Genomic DNA, 20,022 nt, shown 5'->3' with positions numbered 1-20,022 from the left:
TTTCTTGTTAACAACAGTTATTGTGATTGTATTTGTCGAAGAAAGTAGAAAGCATTTCACTTATTACTTTCCACTTTGTAGGGTTTATACAGTAATTCATTGATGTTCCTTCAACGGTTCCCTGAATTATTTCTGCATTTTTTAATTCTTTTAAGTGTTGGCTAATTGAAGCCTGTGCCATACCTAATTCTTTAACCAAATCACTATTTATACAGGCATTAGATTGTAATAAGTGATCTATGATAGCTATCCGGGCCGGATGAGCAAATACCTTCATTAAAGAAGCTATTTCGTTTTGACGTTCGGTAAACAGATCTGTTCTAGTAATCCCCATAATAAAATCATTATATAACAATAATACGATGTTATGATGATAGGGTTTACATTTTAGAATAATATTTTATTTTTTCTTACAGTGGGGTGCTATTGTGAAAAGAATAGAGCTTATTTGCACCAAATTTATTCTGCATGCAGAATTATTATTAAAACAATTAACTCAATATGAAAGTAAAAAACATTTTTAATGGATTCCTTTTAGCGGGATTAATGTTTGCGGGTGTATTTAGTGCAAACGCACAGGATTCTTATGTTAGAGTTGGTGGTGGTTACACTTTTAAAAGTGGAAGCAGCCCTTACAATAATACTGATCCAGTTGGTTTATTACCTGAGTCAGAGGCTTCTATAGGAGTAACTGTAAACAATCAGGGAGAGCAATCTGTTGAATTTTTAAGTGGTACTTTAGGTGTTGGATTCAAAGGTTTCATTGCATACGGCTATATGTTTAATGAGCATATTGGTGTTGATCTTGGAATTAATTACTTCCATGGTAGCGAAACTGAAACTGCATTTATAGATGCTCCAACTTACAAAGAAAGTGCAAAATCATATATAAGAGGTGTTGATGTTATTCCAGCATTAGTTTTATCATTAGGAAAAGAAGGTTTAAATCCTTACTCTAGATTAGGTGTAATTGTACCTGTTGCAGGAAAGATGACAGTAAAAGGTTATGCACTTGATATAGAAAACCAAGAGCGTTATGATCTTGAAGGAGAGGTTAACCCTACTTTCTCATTAGGTTTTTCTGGAGTATTTGGTGTGAGCTATCCAGTATCAAGTAAAATGAAAGTTTTCGTTGAGACTGAAATCAAGGCACTTAGCTTAAAAAGTAAAGATGCTTCAGTTACAAAATATGATTATACTGATATGAGTGCTAACCAGACTCAATCATTAATGGGATTTCTTCCAACAGCTGCAAAAGAGTATGTTTTTGAAGATGTTGCTCCAAATCCTGAAGATCAGAACTTTAATGAGCCACTAGTTCTTCCTACACAATACGTAAATGCATCAGGAATCGGATTTAGTGCCGGAATTATTTTAGGACTTTAATATCCTATATTTTATATAATAAAAAGACCATCACATTAATGTGATGGTCTTTTTCATTATGAACGGTTTTACATTTCAGACATTTCGTCTTTTAAATCTTCCCATCCTTTTTCAATATCACTCATAAGTTCACGGGTTTCATTTTTAAATTCTTCCCATCCTTCCTCAGTAGTATCAGCTAATTTGTCCATAGATTTATCAATCTTGGATCTTTCATCCTTTAGTTCATTTAATTCTTCTTCCAATTCTGCTTTAGTGTCTTCTGAAGCATTCTCAATATCAGCCTCAAGTTTTTCTATTTTACTGTCAATTTCATCTCCCATTTCCTGAAGATCTTTTTTCAGTTCTGCTTTATTAGCTTCGAATTCTTTTTTGGCTTCATTTAAAGCTTCTTCTGTTTGTTCTTGAACAGATTCGCTATTTTCACTGCTTGAACCACATCCCCACATAAACATTGTGGCAATGCATACCATAATAAATGTTTTTTTAATTAACATATCATTAAAATTATTTGGTTCTAAATTTTATTAATTACTTAAGAAAGCGCTCCACATCCAATGATCTTTTTCAAGATCTGCTATATACGTTTTCAGCATATCTTCAAGTGCTGAATCACCTGCTTCAATTGAAGCGTCTACAGCATCATACATGAAGCTATCTAGGATCTCCATATCCTTTTTGATTTCCATTACCATGTCATGAGCTTTCAGATCCGATCCTGTTTCTTTAATTTCACTAATTTCAAGAAATTGTTTCATTGTCGATACAGGTGTCGCTCCATAAACTCTGACCCTTTCCGCTATCTCATCAATGTTTTCTTTAGCTTTGTTATATTGGACTTCAAATTTTTCATGGATATCGAAGAAATCCTCACCTTTAACATTCCAGTGATAGTTTCTTAATTTTTGATAGTGAACATGATAGTTCGCTAGTAATTTGTTTAGTGTAGCCACTAATGGTTTAACATCACTTTCTTTAAATCCTAAATTTTTATATTCTTTTGTGTTTGAAGTTTCCATACCTTATATACAGCAAAAAGCATGACAAAAGCCTCAAAACTAATTTTGAGGCTTTATTTACTGTTTAATAATCAAATTTGTAGAATATATTCCACGTAATTGTGTAGAATATGTAACCGAAACACTAGTGATTTACTGCTGTTTGGTGCTTTTTATTTTGTAGTAACTTTTTGGCTTGAGCTTTATGTCTTAAATAATCAACAGAATATTTACCAGACCCGATAAATAAAAAGATTAATAAGAATACTAATGTAATGATACTCACTTCAAGTTCACTTGAATTTCCAAATAGTTCATTTCTATGCGGGTTATTAACTAAAAATACAGCCCCTAATAAAATTGGGATTTGGATGGCAGCTGCAAATCTGGTAAATAAGCCACAAGCAAGTAAAGGTCCACCAATTAAATGTGCGAATACAATATAGTGTGCTAAAGTAACTCCTGCGAAGCTTAAATCGAGGTTACCTGTTAAGTTTTGGAGTTGATCGATATTAACCATGAATTGAAAACCTTTATAAGTTATAAAGATTCCCAATAGCATGCGAATAAATGATAGCCAGGATGGGCGATGGTCATCTGCCCATTGCTCAAGTTTTTCAAGGGTTGTCATGGCAGAAGGGTTTGATAGTTCTACCACTATATACGAAGTTGGTTTTCAAAAGGTTAAGAGATCAATGATGTCCCGTTTGAAATCCGGGCCTTGTATGCAATCAGTTTCTTACCGAATTTCTTTCGATATGCTTTTTTCATATCGTTAATCATTTCTTCAATATTACTGATTTTGACAAGGGCGATGACACATCCTCCAAAACCTGTACCCATTAATCGGGCACCTTTAATATTATCAAACTTTTTGGAATGCTCTACAAGAAAGTCCAGTTCAGGACAGCTTACTTTATACATGTCTCTCAGTCCATCGTGGGAAGCATACATCTTTCTTCCAAAGGCATCCCAGTTCTTCTTTCTGATATCTCTGGCAGCTTCTTCTACCCTGTCAATTTCATTAACAATAAAGGAAGCTTTTTCATAAAGCGGAGGATACATCTTATTCTTGATCTTGTCAAGTGTTTCCGGTGTCAGGTCTCTTAATGATTTAGCCTGTGGAAGGTATTTTTGTACTGTTTCAAGAGCATCTTCACATGCTTTTCTCCTGGCATTATATTCAGAACTATTAAGGTCTAATTTTATCTGAGTATCAAACAATACAAACCTGAATGAAGACATCTCTAATTCGAGATGTTCATGGTATAAGTTTTTACAATCCAGGTAAATAATATGATTAGCTACACTAAATAGGTTTGCAAATTGATCCATGTAGGTCCGATTAAGCCCCATGAATTCTTTATCTGCTTTGTGAGCCATTATTAAATGATCTCTTTTACTTAATCCTAGGTCAAAAATTTTGTCAAGGCCAAAAGATAACCCACATTCTAAAGCAGTACTTGAAGAAAGTCCGGCACAAACAGGTAAATCACCACCGAATACGAGGTCAAATCCACCGATTTTTTCACCACTTCTCTTAAATTGCTCAATAACTCCCAGCAGGAAATTTGCCCACTCTTTATCTTTACTTTTTTCAACTTTATTTATGTTGAAAGAGATTCTTTCGTTGCGGTCAGCAGCAAAAATATTAACCTCATCTGAATTGTTTTTCCCTATTCCAAACGTAATTCCGAAATCGATTGCAGCAGGCATTACTAAACCTGAATTATAATCAGTGTGGTCACCTAAAAGATTTATTCTGCCTGGTGAGTATAAAAAAATAGCTTTCGATTCGAAATGCTGATAATATAAGTTTCTAATTCTGGAAAGATCTGCCATTTTACCTCTTTAAAAATTTTGGAGCACTAATATATATTAGACCAAGCAATTAAAAAAGGGTGACGAACATTCGCCACCCTCTTTTGAAATATTTATTATGAATGAATTACTGAAGGCTATCAATTTTGCTTTGTATTTTCTCAGCTTTATCATTCTCACCTGTTCTAACGTAGATAGTTTTTAGAGTTTCCAGAGTTGTTAACTCATCCGGATTTAATTCTAACACTTTCTCAAAGTATGGTGCAGCCTTTTCAAACTCAGTTTTTGCCTGAGCTTCAACTTTTGCACCTTCTTTTTGGTAAGTTTTGATGTCCATTTTGTTTGCTTCGTTCAACATTGCAACAGCATCGTTGTAATGTAGTACACCTGCATTATAATAACCTTCAACAAACTCAGGATTAACCTCAACAGCTTTTTCGTAAGCGGCAATTGCTTCAGCTTTACTTCCTTCTTTGTCATAGATATCACCTAAAACATAGTGAAGGATATAGTTGTCTGGCTCTTTTTCTATCGCTTTGATAAGACTTTGCTTTGCTTCTTCTGTCTTACCCATTTTTTTGTAAACATCAATCTGAGTTTTTAACAGATCTAAGTTTTCAGGGTATTTTTCTAAACCTTTGTTGATAACAGCCATTGCAGCTTCATTATCTTCATTGTTAGTCATGTTGATGTTAGCAGCGTAGATATAAACATCTGGCTGTGCATGACCCGTAGCAATTAAACCTGTATATGATTCTAGTGCTTTGTCAAACTGCTGGCTATTTTGTGCAGCATAACCTGAGTAAAGTAATGCTAAGGTATCACCAGGATTTACCAATTCAGCAGTTGAGAAATTATAATATGCAGAATCATAATTGTTAGATTCGAAATTTTTGATTCCTTTATTTATGTAATCTCCATAGATACCTTGTACTTTTTGCTGAGTAACAAAGTAAGTAGGACTTCCTTCTTTCTCTATTTCAAAAACTTTATTGTATGAATCCAAAGCAGTTTGAAATGCAGGACTAGCAGCACCATTCTCAGCTTTAGCAATAGCCATGTAAACTTCACCTCTTACGAACCAAGTTTGTCCATCTTCTTTACTTTTTTCGTCAGTTATAGCCTGATCGATTAAAGTTTTTGCTTCAGATAGATTACCACTTTGTAATTCAGATTCCGCTTTTCTGACGTTTTTCTTTTGAGCAACACCTAGGGAAGCTATTAGAGCAAAAGAAATTAAGAATATTACTTTTTTCATCACTTTTGTTTTTATTCTTTCTGTTCAGTTATTCATTATTTGATTCTTCGTTTGAGTCTTCCTCGGTTGATGAATCTTCATTTGAGTTATTTTCGTTTTCAGTATTTTCAGTTTCATTAACCACCTCTGCATCGGTTAATTCCTCTTCGTCATCCTCAATGTGTTCAATCTTTTCTACTGAAGAGATTTCATCTCCATCGTTTAGTCTGATTAGTTTAACACCTTGAGTAGCTCTACCCATAACTCTTAAATCTTCAACAGCCATACGGATAGTTATACCTGATCTGTTGATAATCATAAGATCATCGGTATCGATTACTTCTTTAATTGCAACTAAAGAACCTGTTTTTTCTGTGACATTTAAGGTTTTTACACCTTTTCCACCACGTTTTGTAATTCTGTATTCATCAATGGAAGATCTTTTTCCATATCCTTTTTCAGAAACAACTAACAGGTTACTCTCTGGTCTATTTACACAAACCATGCCAACAACCAGATCCTTTTTATCCGAATCCAGTGAAATTGCCTTCACACCAGCAGCATTTCTACCCATACTTCTAACATTGCTTTCATGGAAGTGAATTGCCCTTCCACTTTGTGATGCTATAATAATATGGTCATCACCGCTAGTCATTTTCACTTCAAGAAGTCTGTCTCCCTCATTTACTGTTATCGCATTGATACCATTTTGACGAGGTCTTGAATAAGCTTCAAGAGCAGTTTTCTTGATCATTCCTTTTTCTGTACAGAAAATTAGGAATTGATTGTTGATATAATCTTCATCAGTAAGTGTTTTAGCATTAATAACCGCTCTTACTGAATCATCAGGTGTAATTTGAATAAGGTTTTGAATTGCTCTACCTCTTGAGTTTTTACTTCCTTCAGGAATTTCATAAACCTTAATCCAGAATACTTTTCCTTCCTTAGTGAAGATTAATAAGTAATTATGTGTACTGGCAATAAACAAGTGCTCAGTAAAATCTTCATCTTTAGAAACAGCACCACGAGATCCGACTCCTCCCCTGCTTTGAGTTCTATACTCTGTTAAAGGAGTTCTTTTGATGTAACCCTGATGTGAAATAGTTATAACCATTTCTTCATCCGGAATCATATCTTCAACTGTCAGGTCTCCGGCAGCATGGATGATTTCAGTTCTTCGCTCATCACCATATCTTTCTTTTAGTTCAAGCGCTTCATCTTTAATCATCTGCATTCTCTTCTCCTCGCTTGCTAATAATGACTGCAATTCTTCAATTGTCGCCATTACCTCTTTGTATTCAGCTTCGATCTTTTCTCTTTCAAGACCAGTCAAACGCTGAAGTCTCATCTCAAGGATAGCTTTTGCTTGAATTTCAGAAAGCTCGAATCGCTCAATTAATTTTGCTTTTGCAATTTCCGGATCTCTTGAAGCCCTGATTATTTCAATAATCTCATCAATATTATCAAGGGCAATAAGGTATCCTTCAAGAATATGAGCTCTTCTTTCAGCTTCTTTTAATTCATACTCAGCTCGTCTGACTATTACTTCGTGTCTATGCTCGACGTAGTATTTGATCAGTTCCTTAAGGTTAAGCGTATGAGGACGTCCCTTTACAAGAGCAACGTTATTAATACCAAAGCTGCTTTGTAACTGGGTATATTTGTAAAGGTTATTTAATACGATATTTGGAATCGCATCTTTTTTCAGATCATAAACTACTCTAAGACCTGTTCTGTCAGATTCATCTCTGATATCTGCGATACCTTCAATTTTTTTATCATTAACAAGTTGAGCTGTTTTTTCAATCATTGAAGCCTTATTTACCATATAAGGTATTTCGGTAACAATGATTTGCTCTCTTCCTGTTTTAGAAGTTTCAAACGTTGCTTTCGCACGCATGATTACCCTACCTCGACCTGTCTCATAGGCATTCATAACTCCTTGATAACCATAAATCATTCCTCCCGTTGGGAAGTCAGGAGCAGTAACATACTTCATCAACTCACTAATCTCGATATCGTTGTTGTCAATGTATGCACATATACCATCGATTACTTCCGTTAGGTTATGAGGGGCCATGTTGGTAGCCATACCTACTGCAATACCTGATGCTCCGTTTAAAAGGAGGTTAGGGAGTTTTGCAGGAAGAACGATTGGTTCCTTTAATGAATCATCAAAGTTTGGAGCGAAGTCAACAGTGTCTTTGTTAAGGTCGTTAAGTAATTCTTCAGAAATTCTCTTAAGACGAGCCTCAGTATAACGCATTGCTGCCGGAGAGTCACCATCAATTGATCCGAAGTTACCCTGACCATCTACCAATGGATATCGTAACGACCAGTTTTGGGCCATACGAACCATGGTGTCATAGACAGAGGAATCTCCGTGAGGGTGATACTTACCCAGAACTTCTCCAACGATCCTTGCTGATTTTTTATAGGGTCTATTGTAGGATACCCCTAATTCCTGCATTCCATAAAGTACCCGTCTGTGAACAGGCTTTAATCCATCTCTTACATCAGGTAATGCACGACTAATAATAACCGACATCGAATAATCGATGTAGGCTCCACGCATTTCCTCTTCAATGGTTACAGGTATGATTTGCTCATTAGCACCTTCTGCCATAAATATTACATTTCAATGCTTTAAAACTGTTGCGCAAGATAAATAAAATATTCATTAAATGATACCTATTTACGCATTATGAACGCATTAAATAGTTGAAGCATGAGGCTCAACCATTTAACATCTTAATAATCAGTTTTTTTGCAGTCGTTTTTTGTTTTTTCCTTTAAGTCTTGTTGGTTTTCTATGGTTTTGACCATAGTTTGGATTTTGGTATTTGTGAAAAGGATGCCTGTTGCTTCGGTATTCCACACCATTAAGAATATGATTCACCTGAACATGGTCTGCCTTCATCGGAGACTTCTTTAACTCTGGTATCCGGTAACTGATTCCTATGGTTGTGTATAAACCATGTTGGTTAACTCTTACATCATTCCCGTTAATAGCCATTTTATAGCTTTTGAAATCAATCTGAGGTCTCAATATGACTTTAAAATATTCAGAAAGGTTTCTTTCAATATTAAATCCTACGTTTACAAAGAATTTACCCTTTGCATAACTTTTATCAATTATTTTTCCGCGATTAAGAATTCCAACTCTTAAACTAGCAGCCCAGGTATAGTCTAAGAATTCTTTAAATGCATATTCTCCAGAAATATAAAATCGCTTATAAAAACTTGATTTCTTATCTGATTCATAAATCCAGATATCATCATCGGAGAATTTTGGCCTCATTTTAGGGTAAAAATGTAACCCCAAATCAGCACCAAGTCCAAGTCGTAGCCTTTTCCAATTATAATGTATGGTTAATGACATTGGAATAGCGCTACCAACCCCTCTGTATTTAAGGTCTGCGGTGTCAGATGAAACACTTTCTGTACCACCGGTAGCAGTAAAGTCAGGAGTAGTCATCCATGTGCCTATATTTCCAACTGTATCTTCAGGGTTGTTAGAATAAATATAAGGACCTATTGAAGAACCGCTATTTACGGTATAACCGTCAAGTGGATTTTTGTATATATCTACACCATAACCTAAAGAATAGCCAAATGAAAATTTACTGATGAATCTTCTGAAACCAGTGGCGCTACTTTTTATTTCATCCTTTTTATACTTACGGTATAACTGAGCCTCAGGCGGTTCATCAGAAGGTATAGTATCTGCCTGACCGTATGTATTTAATACGGGTAATAATACAAATAAAATGATGATAAATAATTTGTTTGGCATGCCTGGCATTTACTTATCTAACCTCAAAAAGTTGCAATTTATTTTATATTTCTTATTTAAAAGTATTCAATCAATAGATTTGAATTATTCAGGTAAGATTATCCCTGTTATTGTCTGATAATTTGTACTTTTTGAAGCTCTGTCATATTCGGAAAACTGAAAAATTTCTGGTTGACTAAAAACAAATATCCTTATAAACGATTAATACTAATTTGAATTGTACAATCTGATTATTTTTTTAATAAAATCATATCAATTTGCTTATTTCAAATTGTCAGTAAATAAATAATTTACTAAACCTGGATGCAAAATAGTTATTATAAAGAAATAAAAAAAGGGAACATATCTGTTCCCTCTTATTTTTTACAAATTCAGATTAGTTAGACGCAGTTGGCTCTTCTGCAGCTTCTTCTGTTTTTGTAGCATTTTCAATATTAGCAAGGATAGTTGCATATTGTGCCTTGATAGCTTCGTCGCTAGATAACGCAGCTTTGACAGCTTTATATTTTTTACCTCTGTCTCCCATCATTTTTGTGGCAAGAATCTGATTAACTTCTTTTATTGCATCAATTCTTTCAGATTTTTCCTTTTCAAGAAGTTCAATAAACTGAATTTCAAAGTCTTTTGCTCCAACTTCTGCTAATTTAGCCTCATCTCCATAAGCTCCAGCAAGTTCTTTGTACCTTTTACCGTCGATACCTTCCTGATTTTTGATCATTTCATTAATAACATTGCTGATCTCTGCTTTCATTTGATCAACAGTTGTATTTAATAATGCATACTGATAAAGATCTTCAGTTGTAACTTCTTCATCTTGGGCAATCGCACCAAATCCAAAAAATAACGTTAACAATCCAACCGATAAGAAAGTTCTAATATTCATAATTTTAACAGTTAAATAATTTAAACAAGTCTTAAATTTAAGCAAAATTTTATGCCAATATAAATAAATTTTCAATTTTAATAGTTAAAAAATACAAAATGGAGTTACGTAAGGTATATTATTTGGGTACTTGCGATACCTGTAAAAAAATATTTCGTGAACTTGGCTTGGAAAAAGAGTCTGGGAAATTTTTTGATCTGAAAAAATCGATGCCAGATGAAAAAGAAATTGCTAATTGGTTTGAATTATCTGGTCAGGATGCTCAAGATTTTATCAATAAGCGATCTCAGCAATTAAAGGGGAAAGGGATTGAATTTGAAAAATTAAATGATAATCAAATTATTGAATTGATTAAAAGTCATTATTCAATTTTGGCTCGTCCGGTTTTTATCTTTGAAGATGATGTGTTAGCCGGTAATTCAAAATCAATAATTGAAAAAGTGAAAGAAAAATTGGGTTAATTTAATTCAATTCATTCGGTGGAATTCTAATTAGTATTCCACCGAATGAACCGCTTTCAAAGATTCATTAAATTTCTTTTGATAATTCAGTTTACAAACCTCATTAATATTTGTTGGAGAGGTTTTCTGAAGATTAAAACTCTTGTTATTCCACACTCTTGGTTTATACATGATTACACCCTTTAAAATTAAACTCATATTATAGACCCACATTGTTTCAAAAAGGTTGCAATTGATATAAAAAAAAGTCCCGCCTGTGGAAGGCGAGACTAATCTATCAACCAAAACCAATCTGTTGGTAGTAAGGCACCACCCTTACTTCTGCAATGTTAACACGAATTTGGAATCTATGAAAATCTGGTGGCAGAAATTTTGTTTCAATGTAAGATAAATACTGATTTTACAATTTATTGCACCTTAAAATCGTTAAAATGCAGGGTTGTATTAAATTAATGCTATTTTATTGATACGTGATATCCATCGATATCGATAGATTTACTATTCTTCCTGGGAGGTTTTCCGGAACGCCAATATATGACCTGTCTATTTGCTGCACCCATTGATAGTTTATGGTGTTTTGCCTTCCAAAAAGGTTAATAATTTCCAGCATTACTTGCCAGGTCTTTTTATCAGAATCTGTTTTTCCATAAAATTCTTTACCTATTCCTATGTCAGTTCTAATAAAATAGTCTCCAGTAAAAGTGTTTGTACCAAAGGGGTCTCCCGGAGGTCTGAATGGTAAACCAGTTGTGAAATTACCTTTAACGGCAATTTTAAATGAATTATCAAAAGGCATATGGTCCTCAAGGTAAAAGGCCATATTTAATCGTTGATCTGTTGCTCTTCTGCCATAAGACGATTCGCCTTCTTTGCTTCTTTCACGTGTACTTAGTAAACTTATGCTTAACCATGATTCTGTTCCTGGTACAAACTCTCCACTAATTCGACTTTCAATACCTGTCGAATACCCTTCACTAATTCTATCTGCATCATATACTAGCCTGATATCATCAATCACAAATGGCGTAAGAGTGGGCAAATGTTTATAAAAGAATTCGTTTTTTAGTTTGAATAGCTTATCTCCTACTATCAAACGATGATTTGAACCAATAATGAAATGCCAAGATTCCTGTGCAACAACATTGGTTCCCAGGTTTCCTTCCGGATTAAAGTAGGCTCTATATGATGGTGGTTGAACATACCTCCCCGTATTAAAAAAGATGCTGTTTTTTCGATCTATATTATATGAGAATTGTGCCCTTGGCATAATGAAAAAATCATTGCCAAAATCCCAATACAATCCTCTTATACCTATATTATAACTAAACTTCTTATTTTGTCTTCTATAGTCTGCATATAGTGCAACCTTAGAATCTTTTATATCAATATCGCTATTTACAGTCTGAATGTTATTTACATACCCTGCAGAATCTAAAAAGTAATATTCATCTGTATACCCTGAGTAAGATTCAGTTTTATAAGATAAGCCAGTCTTGAAAATGAAATTGTTTTTACTAAATAAATGATTAGTTGTAAATCTGACCTTATCATAAATTAACTTGTTACGGGCATATTCAAACTCTGTACCCAAGCCTCTTATCGCAGTACACTGATTAAATGAATTACTAGCCGGGTTATTGTCAATATCACATAAACGATATCCACTTTCGAGATTAATGAATTCCTGTTCACCTGTATACTGTCCCTCTGCCGTAAAATCATGATACCAATACTCAGTATTCATCGATATTCGATATCCTAATCCAGCAGCTGATGCTTCATATTTTGAGCTGCCATCGAAAGCAACATCAAATCTTACCGGATTACTGAAAGTACCAAATTCAACTTCTTTTTGAGTTGGCTCGGAATTAAAACTGTTATCATAAATATACGGATATAATGTCATCCGATAATTATTATCATTTTTTTTCCATTTATAGTCTATCGATGCTTGCCAGTCTATACTATTAGCTGAGAAATCACCAGCAGTACCAAATCCGGAAATTACAGGTACATTGTTTTTATATCTGAAACCAGTTCTGATTCCAAGTTTGTCGTTTATTAATTCCTTACTTACTGCACCGGAAAAGCCAAGAAAAGATATGTCACCTTTAATAAATTCAGATTCGAATGGGTCGTATCTGGCAATTAATAAGCTTGACAATTTATCGCCATATTTAGCGTTCCATCCACCGGTGCTAAAGTCAACTTGAGATAATAATTGTTGATTGATAGCTCCAAGTCCCTCCTGCTGTCCCTGTCGAGTAATTTGTGGTCTGACTATTTCAAAATCATTGATATATATTAAATTCTCGTCATAATTACCTCCCCTTACTGCATATTGATTACTCAAATCATTATTAACAATAACCCCAGGAATTGTTTGTAGGAATTGACTAAACGATTGGTTAATCAGTGTAAACTGACTGCCTGCAGAGGTTGATAATTCTTCTAGCGATTGATCTTCTTTTTCTTTGTTTGCTCTTATCTCGAACTCTTTCAGATTGGTGTTTTTTGCTTTTAAAAAAATAGTTGACTCCGGAACACGATTAAAGAAGGTGGTGTCAATTAAAATATGCTTAAGATAGGTTCTATTGGGCGGACCAAACCATTTTTCCTTAACGAGCATATCTCCTTTTTCATCAGAGATAGATAATGGAATATCGTTAACAATAAGGACAGCCCCCACCAATGGTAGGCTGTCCTCTTCTAGTAATATTTTAATAACCAGGCGTTCATCCTGAGAAATGGCCTGGAAGCAAAAAATTAGTAAAAAATATAATATTAATGATGCTTTATTTATCAAGAAACCAGGGTGTTATTAATTGATTTTAGTTTTTTTATTGTGTTTTCAGGATCTTCTGAGTTAAAAACAAATGATCCAGCAACCAAGACATCAGCACCAGCTTTAATTAAATCCGGAGCATTTTGTTCGTTTACTCCACCATCTATTTCTATTAAAGCCGAGCTACCACTTTCTTTTATCATTTTAGCTAATTTTTCAATCTTAGCATAAGTATTTGGAATGAATTTTTGTCCACCAAACCCTGGGTTGACAGACATGATGCATACAAGGTCAAGATCAGCAATAATATCTTCAAGAACAGAAACTGGGGTATGAGGATTTAAAGCTACTCCTGCTTTACAACCTAATTCTTTAATTTGACCGATTGTTCTATGTAAATGTGTACAAGCTTCATAGTGTACAGTCAAAATTTCTGCTCCTGCATTTTTAAAATCTTCAAGATATTTTTCAGGCTCAACAATCATCAGGTGTACATCAAGTGGCTTATCTGCATGTTTGTTAATTGCAGCAGTAACCGGTATACCAAATGAAATATTCGGCACAAATCTTCCGTCCATAATATCTATATGAAACCAATCTGCTTCACTTCTGTTGAGCATTTTTGATTCAGACTCCAGATTGGCAAAGTCTGATGCAAGTACTGATGGAGCTATTATTGTATTTTTCATGATACAAAGATAGTGCAATCGATTTATATAGCTAAACTATTGATCTGTAAGAATGACTTTACCTTTAAGATCACCTTTTTTTGTTCTTACTATTATAAAATAATTTCCAGTTGAAAGTCCGGTTAAATCAATTTCACCTTTTCCATCTTGAAGTTTTACAAAAATGTTGATTAGTTCAGAACCAGAATTACTATAAATTAATGTACGAACTTCATTATCTGTCGGAGTATCAAAGATTTGAAATGTCAGGTTACCGGGATTAGAAGGATTTGGATAGATTAATAATCCATTATTCAAGTTTTGATCAGGTACGGAAAGATATTCACCAAGCATGATTGCGAGGTTTGGAATTCCATAGCCTAATTGATTATCAGGTGCTGTGGATTTTGTTCCAGCATTGTGAAAGCTCTTTAATAAATCCTCAGGAGATAAATCAGGAGATTTTTCAAGTACAAGAGCAGCCATTCCTGTAGCTATTGGAGCACTAAAAGAAGTTCCATTCGATGTTGTTACTGTTCCAGAGGAACCAACTAAAACTACCTGAGATCCAGGAGTTGCAATATCAGGTTTTATATAGTTAAGATCAGGATGTCCAATTGAGCTAAAGTTTGATTTTATGCCATTTGGAGTAACAGCTCCAACTGTTAACACTGTTTCTTCATCAGCAGGAAAGGAAGTATATGGCCATGATGAAGACTGTCCGCTATTTCCGGCAGAGACAACTGTAAAGATACCTCTTGAAACTGCAATTTTGGCCCCTTGACTTGCTATCGATCTGTTTTTTCCAATGTCTGAAGTTTGATAATCCATTGTAGCATCTTCAAAAGTTGTGTAGCCAAGAGAACTTGTTATAATGTCAACACCGGCACTATCTGCTCTTTCTGCTGCAATTACCCAATTATACTCTTCTATTCTAAACTCATTACTAAAAGGATAATCTTCTGTGACATATAAACATATTTCAGCATCAGGAGCCAAACCTTGATAAGTGTTTTCCTTTAAACCTGATATTAAAGACAATACTTTTGTTCCATGATCATTGTTATGGTAATATGGGTTGTTTTCATTTTCAATAAAATCATATTTATCTATGATCTGGCCGTTCTGAAAAAGGTGTGAAAAAATTTCAAGCTGATCTACATTATTAAACCCCCCGTCAAGCACTGCAATTCTAACACCCCTACCCGTCTGATTAACATTATCAGGATTGAAATTAATAAGGTTGTTTTGATTATTTTGATTAAGGTTGTTGGGATTGGAAATACTAACTGTGGAATTACCAAATGGATAATTATCTTTTGAAGTTGTTAATCTAAAACCAGGTGCTATATAAATAATGGTATCTATATATATTTTATCCCTTAGATTATTAACTGTAGCTTCAGCTTCCTGGACAACTACTCCATTAAGCCATTTTGATTTATAGTAAACAGTGATATTTTCTTTAGAAAGGCTGTCTAAATAGGCCTTACTAACCGGAAGATCAAGGCTGTCAATTGCGATTCCAAAATTTAATCTTCTATCTATTGATCTCTGAGAAAGAAACTCTTCAGGAGCATTAAAGCTAAACTCTGAATTGCCCTTATCTTTAAATTGAATGAAATAACGATCACTTTGAGCATTCAATAGATTGCCTGAAAAGATCATAATTAAAAATAAAAAGAGAAATCTATTCATACCCAAATGTTACTAATTTTTGTTCCAATAATACGCCTTGTGAGATCACCTGATTACCTACTTCCTGATCCTGTTTGTAATCAACATCTTCAATATATTTGCTTACAAGTCCAATTTTGGGCGCATAAACTTCATATCCGATATCATTACCTATAATTGGATCAATAATATTATCTAATTCAACTACAACCACCTGTTCATATAAGTTATCTGATATTAAAGTATCCTTACTGAAATATACATATTCACTTATTCTCTCTTCTCGAGCATTAAACCCATTTCTATCCCAGGTTGTTTTAGATTTTATAGGGGTAATTAATTTTACTAAAGGAATATTATTTTCATATACTACAACATTAGTATTGTTATAGTAAATATTCCAAAGAGAATCTAATTGCCATTCATTGTTTCTGAACCGATATCTTTCGATTACTTGAAATTCTTCTTCAGCAGAGAATTTAGTAGCAACCTTTTCTTTTAGCCTGTATTTGGAGGTATCTCGGTCTCCATTAGCAAAAAAATCTATTCTGTTTACTTCGTAAACTCTAAACAATGATTCATCATCAGGAAAATAAACTTTTCTTTCATCAAATTGGTCAGGATCCAGAGTAGTTGGATTACAGCCAAAAATTAATGGCGCTAAAAGTAGTCCGATGATTTTAAAAGTATTTATTTTGAAACACATTATCGCTAAGATAATCTAAAACATTAATAAAATAATAGTAAAGATGGCATTACGATGTAAAGTGATAGTCAGGAATATATCAAATCTCAGTGATGCAAGATATTGTGCAGGTATGGGAGTTGATTTTTATGGGTTTTCTACCGATCCTGAATATGATGAACATTTATCACCCGAATCATTTAAAGAAATCAATGAATGGTTAAGTGGTATAGAACCGGTTGCAGAAGCTCCTGGAAGTGATATTGAGGAAGTTAATAATAACTATGGGGTTGATAAATTTCTATTATTGAATCCAAGTAGTGAGGATCTGAAAAAGATGAATTCTTATCAGTTTTTCCTTATCATGGATAGTAAATCTGATCTTACTTCGATACTAACAGCTATAAACCTGGCAGAGTTAAAAGATAATTTATTGGGTGTGATTGTTGAATCTGGTATTGATGATCTACCGGACGTATTGAATAATGAAGCGGTAAAGAAATTTGAAGTTGATATTTATTATGGTGGGGATATAGCTCCTGATCAGGTAAACGAATTAATCGATAGCCATTCGATAGCTGGTATAAGTATGAAGGGTTCACAGGAAATCAGACCCGGATTTAAGGATTACGATCATCTGGCTGACGTATTAGAGGAAATTGAAATAGATTAAAACAAAAAAAAACCGCCTATTGGCGGTTTTTTTTATGAATTGATTAAGATTTTACTCATCGATTCCAACTACCTCAACATCAAAAACTAATGTTTTCCCTGCAAGTGGGTGGTTTGCATCAACAGTAATTTCCTCTTCTGTAACTTTAGTTACTACCACAGGAATTACCTGACCAGTTGATGTTTGAGACTGAAGCTGCTGACCCTCATGTGGGTTAAGGTCTTCAGGTAATTGAGATTTCGGTACAGATTGGATCAAATCATCACGACGCTCACCATAAGCATCTTTTGATTCTATAGTTATAGTCTTTTTTTCGTTCAATTCCATTCCCAAAACACCGTTTTCAAAACCTGGAATCATCTGGCCAGCACCAACAGTAAAGCTCAATGGCTCTCTTCCTTCAGAAGAATCAAAGACTTCACCACTTTCCAATTTTCCAGTGTAATGAACTTTTACTTTGTTGTTTTGTTCTACTTTTTTCATCAGAATTAATTTTGTTTTGAGCATTTGCTCATGTTATTAAACAAGATGTTGAAGTGTTTTATCCTTCAACAATTTAAATTTCAGATGCAAAGGTAAGGATAATCAAAGGCAATGCCTTGAAAATTCTAAACAATTAGGCTAGAGCATTTAATGTGCTTAACCTTGAATAGTGATTAGCTATTATTTTAACTAATACTTTACATGATTAGGAATCAATCATAAAATATTTATATATTTATCCGTGTAAGCTTATATTTTTTAACCATGAGAATGACGATTAAACGGAAGTTACTTTTTATTATTCTGGGTATTTTTTTATTAGCTTTTGTTGGTTCTGTTGCCTATATAATTACCACACTTAGAACAGAAACCGTTAAAGAAGCCAAGAATTTAGCCCGAAGTTATACCAATCAAAATGCCAATGAGATTAAGGCAATATTTAATAAAGATTTTGGAGTTGTAAGAACAGCTGCCGGAACACTTGAAAAGTTTTCTGGTGAAGACCTGTCTTTTTTTCTGGAAGTTAAAGATAAAGTCTTGCGTTCCATGGTAGAAAAAGATAAGAGGTATTATAGTTCCTGGGTTAGTTTTGAGTTATCTCATTACGATACTACTCACTTTACTGATTATGGCCGGGCAAGAAGAACTGCCTACCAAACTGGTGGATGGAAACTAGATACATTAAATACTGAGGGTGATGATAAAGAAAGTGATTATTACTGGTTAAAGGTAAACGGAGTTGAAGAGCTAGCTAACCCATATGTTGATGATGGCTTTTTAATGACTTCTGTTAGTGTGCCTTTAAAAGATGAAAACAAAAAGTTTATTGGTCTTGCCGGTCTTGATATTGGTCTTGATGATTTACAGTTTATTTCAGAATTAAAACCTTATGATGAAGCTCAAACCATTCTGTTTTCAAGTGATGGGACAATCGTTGCTCACGAAAATAATGAGTTTGTAGGAGTAAATGTTGATACTTTGTTTGGAAAATGGTTTACTGAAAATAAAATTCTGGATCATGTTCGTAAAAACGGAATAAGTTCTTATGAGAGAAGGTTAGAAAGTCTAAATGATGATGTTCTGATTAATTTTCAAAGTATTGGATTTGGAGGTACTACTCAACCATGGTATATCGCTACAATTATTCCCGAGTCTGTTATTATTAAAGAAATTAATATTGCAACCAGAAATGGAATTATCATTGCATTATTAGGTTTTTCAGTACTGGCTGTCGTATTATACTATCTTTCAGATAAAATTTCTTCTTCATTAAAAATTGCGTCAAGGACTTTAAATGACTTGTCTAAAGGTAAAGTTTCTTCAGAAGATAAAATGGTGGTTAAAACCAATGATGAATTAAAAGAAATTTCCAATAGCATAAATACATTAATAGACAACTTAAATGACAAGTCTGAATATGCGAGAGCAATTGGAGAAGGAAACCTTGATTATGAATTAGAGAATCTTGATGACGATGACGTGCTTGGAAAGGCATTGGTTGAAATGAAGTATAATCTTAGGAAGGCCCGTGAGGAAGAAGAAAAACGAAACTGGGTTACTAAAGGACAAGCTCATTTCTCTGATATGCTTAGAATTCAAAGTGGTACTGATTTAAAAGAGTTTTTTGCCGGTTTATTGAAGGATTTGGTTGATTATGTAGAGATAAATCAGGTGGGAATATTTCTCTTAAATGATGATGATCCTGATAACAATTATCTTGAATTGGTTAGCGCTTATGCTTTTGATAGAAGAAAGTATTTAAATAAAAAAGTTGAGATAGGCGAAGGGCTTGTAGGTCAGTGCTTTCTGGAACATAAAAAAATATTTATCACTGATGTTCCTGAAGATTATGTAACAATTAAAAGTGGACTTGGTGATGCACCTCCTAGATGTATATTGATCATGCCTCTTGTTGAAAATGAAAAGGTTGTAGGTGTATTGGAAATGGCAAGTTTTACTGTTCTACCTGAACATTACATGGAATTAATTGACAAATTATGTCAAAGTATGGCAGCGACAATTGGTGCTCTTAAGATGAATGAACGTACCAAGCAACTACTTGAGCAAACCAAAGAACAGGCAGAAATGATGAGATCTCAGGAAGAAGAGATGAGACAAAATATGGAAGAACTGCAGGCAACTCAAGAGGAAATGTCTAGAAGACAAAGAGAATCAGACGAACAAAACAAGCAGCTTAAAAAGAAGTTAGAGGAGCAAGAGATGATTTTAAAATCAATGAGTTAGCAGATTTTTAAATAAAAAAAATAAGTAGCCCCGAAAGATTTTTTCAGGGCTACTTTTTTTTTACTGACTATTGTCCCCTTCCCCCTCTAATTGTTAATAGGTAATTTTGAATTGCCCTTTCTATATTGATTAAGTTCATGGTAGGACTATATTAAAATATAAAATTTGGATTACTGGCTAATTAACCTAATAATCTATTTTAATTATAATCTAACATCAGCATTT

18 protein-coding genes are annotated in these 20,022 nt (G+C 33.9%); 4 read left to right on the top strand and 14 right to left on the bottom strand.

What is annotated here, in order from left to right:
- Nucleotides 1–7 precede the first annotated feature (7 nt).
- Nucleotides 8–334: an ArsR/SmtB family transcription factor gene (locus HH304_RS15890; protein ID WP_169683442.1), complete on the bottom strand. Its 327-nt coding sequence runs from the start codon at nucleotides 332–334 to the stop codon at nucleotides 8–10.
- A gap of 167 nt (nucleotides 335–501) precedes the next feature.
- Here HH304_RS15890 and HH304_RS15885 point away from each other — a divergent pair, with 167 nt between their 5' ends.
- Nucleotides 502–1,386 carry an outer membrane beta-barrel protein gene (locus tag HH304_RS15885; protein WP_169683439.1) on the top strand — a complete coding sequence of 295 codons (885 nt, stop codon included), beginning with the start codon at nucleotides 502–504 and terminating at the stop codon, nucleotides 1,384–1,386.
- A gap of 68 nt (nucleotides 1,387–1,454) precedes the next feature.
- On the opposite strand, the gene HH304_RS15880 is transcribed toward HH304_RS15885, so the two are convergent.
- The 8 genes from HH304_RS15880 to HH304_RS15845 all read right to left on the bottom strand — a co-directional run bounded on the left by HH304_RS15880 (nucleotide 1,455) and on the right by HH304_RS15845 (nucleotide 10,121).
- On the bottom strand, nucleotides 1,455–1,883 hold the full coding sequence (locus tag HH304_RS15880; protein WP_169683437.1) for a sll1863 family stress response protein: 429 nt from the start codon (nucleotides 1,881–1,883) through the stop codon (nucleotides 1,455–1,457).
- Between the two features lie 30 nt (nucleotides 1,884–1,913).
- Nucleotides 1,914–2,405, bottom strand: coding sequence for a Dps family protein (locus HH304_RS15875; protein WP_169683435.1), 492 nt, complete (start codon nucleotides 2,403–2,405; stop codon nucleotides 1,914–1,916).
- Between the two features lie 124 nt (nucleotides 2,406–2,529).
- Nucleotides 2,530–3,042, bottom strand: a complete 513-nt coding sequence (locus HH304_RS15870; RefSeq protein ID WP_333908763.1) for a DoxX family protein — start codon at nucleotides 3,040–3,042, stop codon at nucleotides 2,530–2,532.
- Nucleotides 3,043–3,068: 26 nt separating this feature from the next.
- On the bottom strand, nucleotides 3,069–4,226 hold the full coding sequence (gene galK, locus HH304_RS15865) for a galactokinase (RefSeq protein ID WP_169683433.1): 1,158 nt from the start codon (nucleotides 4,224–4,226) through the stop codon (nucleotides 3,069–3,071).
- A 106-nt stretch (nucleotides 4,227–4,332) separates the two neighbouring features.
- Nucleotides 4,333–5,463, bottom strand: a complete 1,131-nt coding sequence (locus HH304_RS15860; protein WP_169683431.1) for a tetratricopeptide repeat protein — start codon at nucleotides 5,461–5,463, stop codon at nucleotides 4,333–4,335.
- A 28-nt stretch (nucleotides 5,464–5,491) separates the two neighbouring features.
- Complete coding sequence (gene gyrA, locus HH304_RS15855; protein WP_169683429.1) at nucleotides 5,492–8,068, bottom strand: DNA gyrase subunit A; 2,577 nt, start codon at nucleotides 8,066–8,068, stop codon at nucleotides 5,492–5,494.
- 132 nt (nucleotides 8,069–8,200) lie between these two features.
- On the bottom strand, nucleotides 8,201–9,238 hold the full coding sequence (locus tag HH304_RS15850) for a hypothetical protein (protein ID WP_169683427.1): 1,038 nt from the start codon (nucleotides 9,236–9,238) through the stop codon (nucleotides 8,201–8,203).
- Between the two features lie 376 nt (nucleotides 9,239–9,614).
- Nucleotides 9,615–10,121: a hypothetical protein gene (locus tag HH304_RS15845; protein WP_169683426.1), complete on the bottom strand. Its 507-nt coding sequence runs from the start codon at nucleotides 10,119–10,121 to the stop codon at nucleotides 9,615–9,617.
- A 98-nt stretch (nucleotides 10,122–10,219) separates the two neighbouring features.
- Here HH304_RS15845 and HH304_RS15840 point away from each other — a divergent pair, with 98 nt between their 5' ends.
- Nucleotides 10,220–10,582 carry an arsenate reductase family protein gene (locus tag HH304_RS15840; protein ID WP_169683424.1) on the top strand — a complete coding sequence of 121 codons (363 nt, stop codon included), beginning with the start codon at nucleotides 10,220–10,222 and terminating at the stop codon, nucleotides 10,580–10,582.
- Nucleotides 10,583–11,042: 460 nt separating this feature from the next.
- On the opposite strand, the gene HH304_RS15835 is transcribed toward HH304_RS15840, so the two are convergent.
- From HH304_RS15835 to HH304_RS15820, 4 genes are read right to left on the bottom strand one after another with little or no spacing between them, the layout of a single operon-like run.
- A complete protein-coding gene (locus tag HH304_RS15835; protein ID WP_169683422.1) occupies nucleotides 11,043–13,388 on the bottom strand; it encodes a TonB-dependent receptor plug domain-containing protein in 2,346 nt (781 codons plus the stop codon).
- Nucleotides 13,385–14,056 (bottom strand): ribulose-phosphate 3-epimerase, encoded by a 672-nt coding sequence (gene rpe, locus HH304_RS15830; protein WP_169683421.1) that lies wholly within the window; start codon nucleotides 14,054–14,056, stop codon nucleotides 13,385–13,387. The genes HH304_RS15835 and rpe overlap by 4 nt, the downstream gene beginning before the upstream one ends.
- A gap of 36 nt (nucleotides 14,057–14,092) precedes the next feature.
- The gene (locus HH304_RS15825) at nucleotides 14,093–15,703 is read right to left on the bottom strand and encodes a S8 family serine peptidase (protein ID WP_271711657.1); all 1,611 of its coding nucleotides are present in this window, start codon (nucleotides 15,701–15,703) and stop codon (nucleotides 14,093–14,095) included.
- Nucleotides 15,704–15,725: 22 nt separating this feature from the next.
- Nucleotides 15,726–16,418, bottom strand: a complete 693-nt coding sequence (locus HH304_RS15820) for a hypothetical protein (protein WP_169683417.1) — start codon at nucleotides 16,416–16,418, stop codon at nucleotides 15,726–15,728.
- 43 nt (nucleotides 16,419–16,461) lie between these two features.
- Here HH304_RS15820 and HH304_RS15815 point away from each other — a divergent pair, with 43 nt between their 5' ends.
- Nucleotides 16,462–17,070, top strand: a complete 609-nt coding sequence (locus tag HH304_RS15815) for a hypothetical protein (protein WP_169683415.1) — start codon at nucleotides 16,462–16,464, stop codon at nucleotides 17,068–17,070.
- A gap of 51 nt (nucleotides 17,071–17,121) precedes the next feature.
- Here the strand turns inward: HH304_RS15815 and HH304_RS15810 are convergent, their stop codons facing one another.
- Entirely contained in the window at nucleotides 17,122–17,553 is a 432-nt protein-coding gene (locus HH304_RS15810; RefSeq protein WP_169683413.1) for an FKBP-type peptidyl-prolyl cis-trans isomerase, read from the bottom strand.
- 264 nt (nucleotides 17,554–17,817) lie between these two features.
- Here HH304_RS15810 and HH304_RS15805 point away from each other — a divergent pair, with 264 nt between their 5' ends.
- Nucleotides 17,818–19,797: a GAF domain-containing protein gene (locus HH304_RS15805; RefSeq protein WP_169683410.1), complete on the top strand. Its 1,980-nt coding sequence runs from the start codon at nucleotides 17,818–17,820 to the stop codon at nucleotides 19,795–19,797.
- Nucleotides 19,798–20,022 lie beyond the last annotated feature (225 nt).

Source organism: Marinigracilibium pacificum (genome assembly GCF_012926615.1).
GTDB classification, from domain to species: Bacteria; Bacteroidota; Bacteroidia; order Cytophagales; family Cyclobacteriaceae; genus Mangrovivirga; species Mangrovivirga pacifica.
The sequence above is the reverse complement of the archived record's forward strand: the minus strand, read 5'-3'. Positions and strand labels throughout refer to the sequence as shown.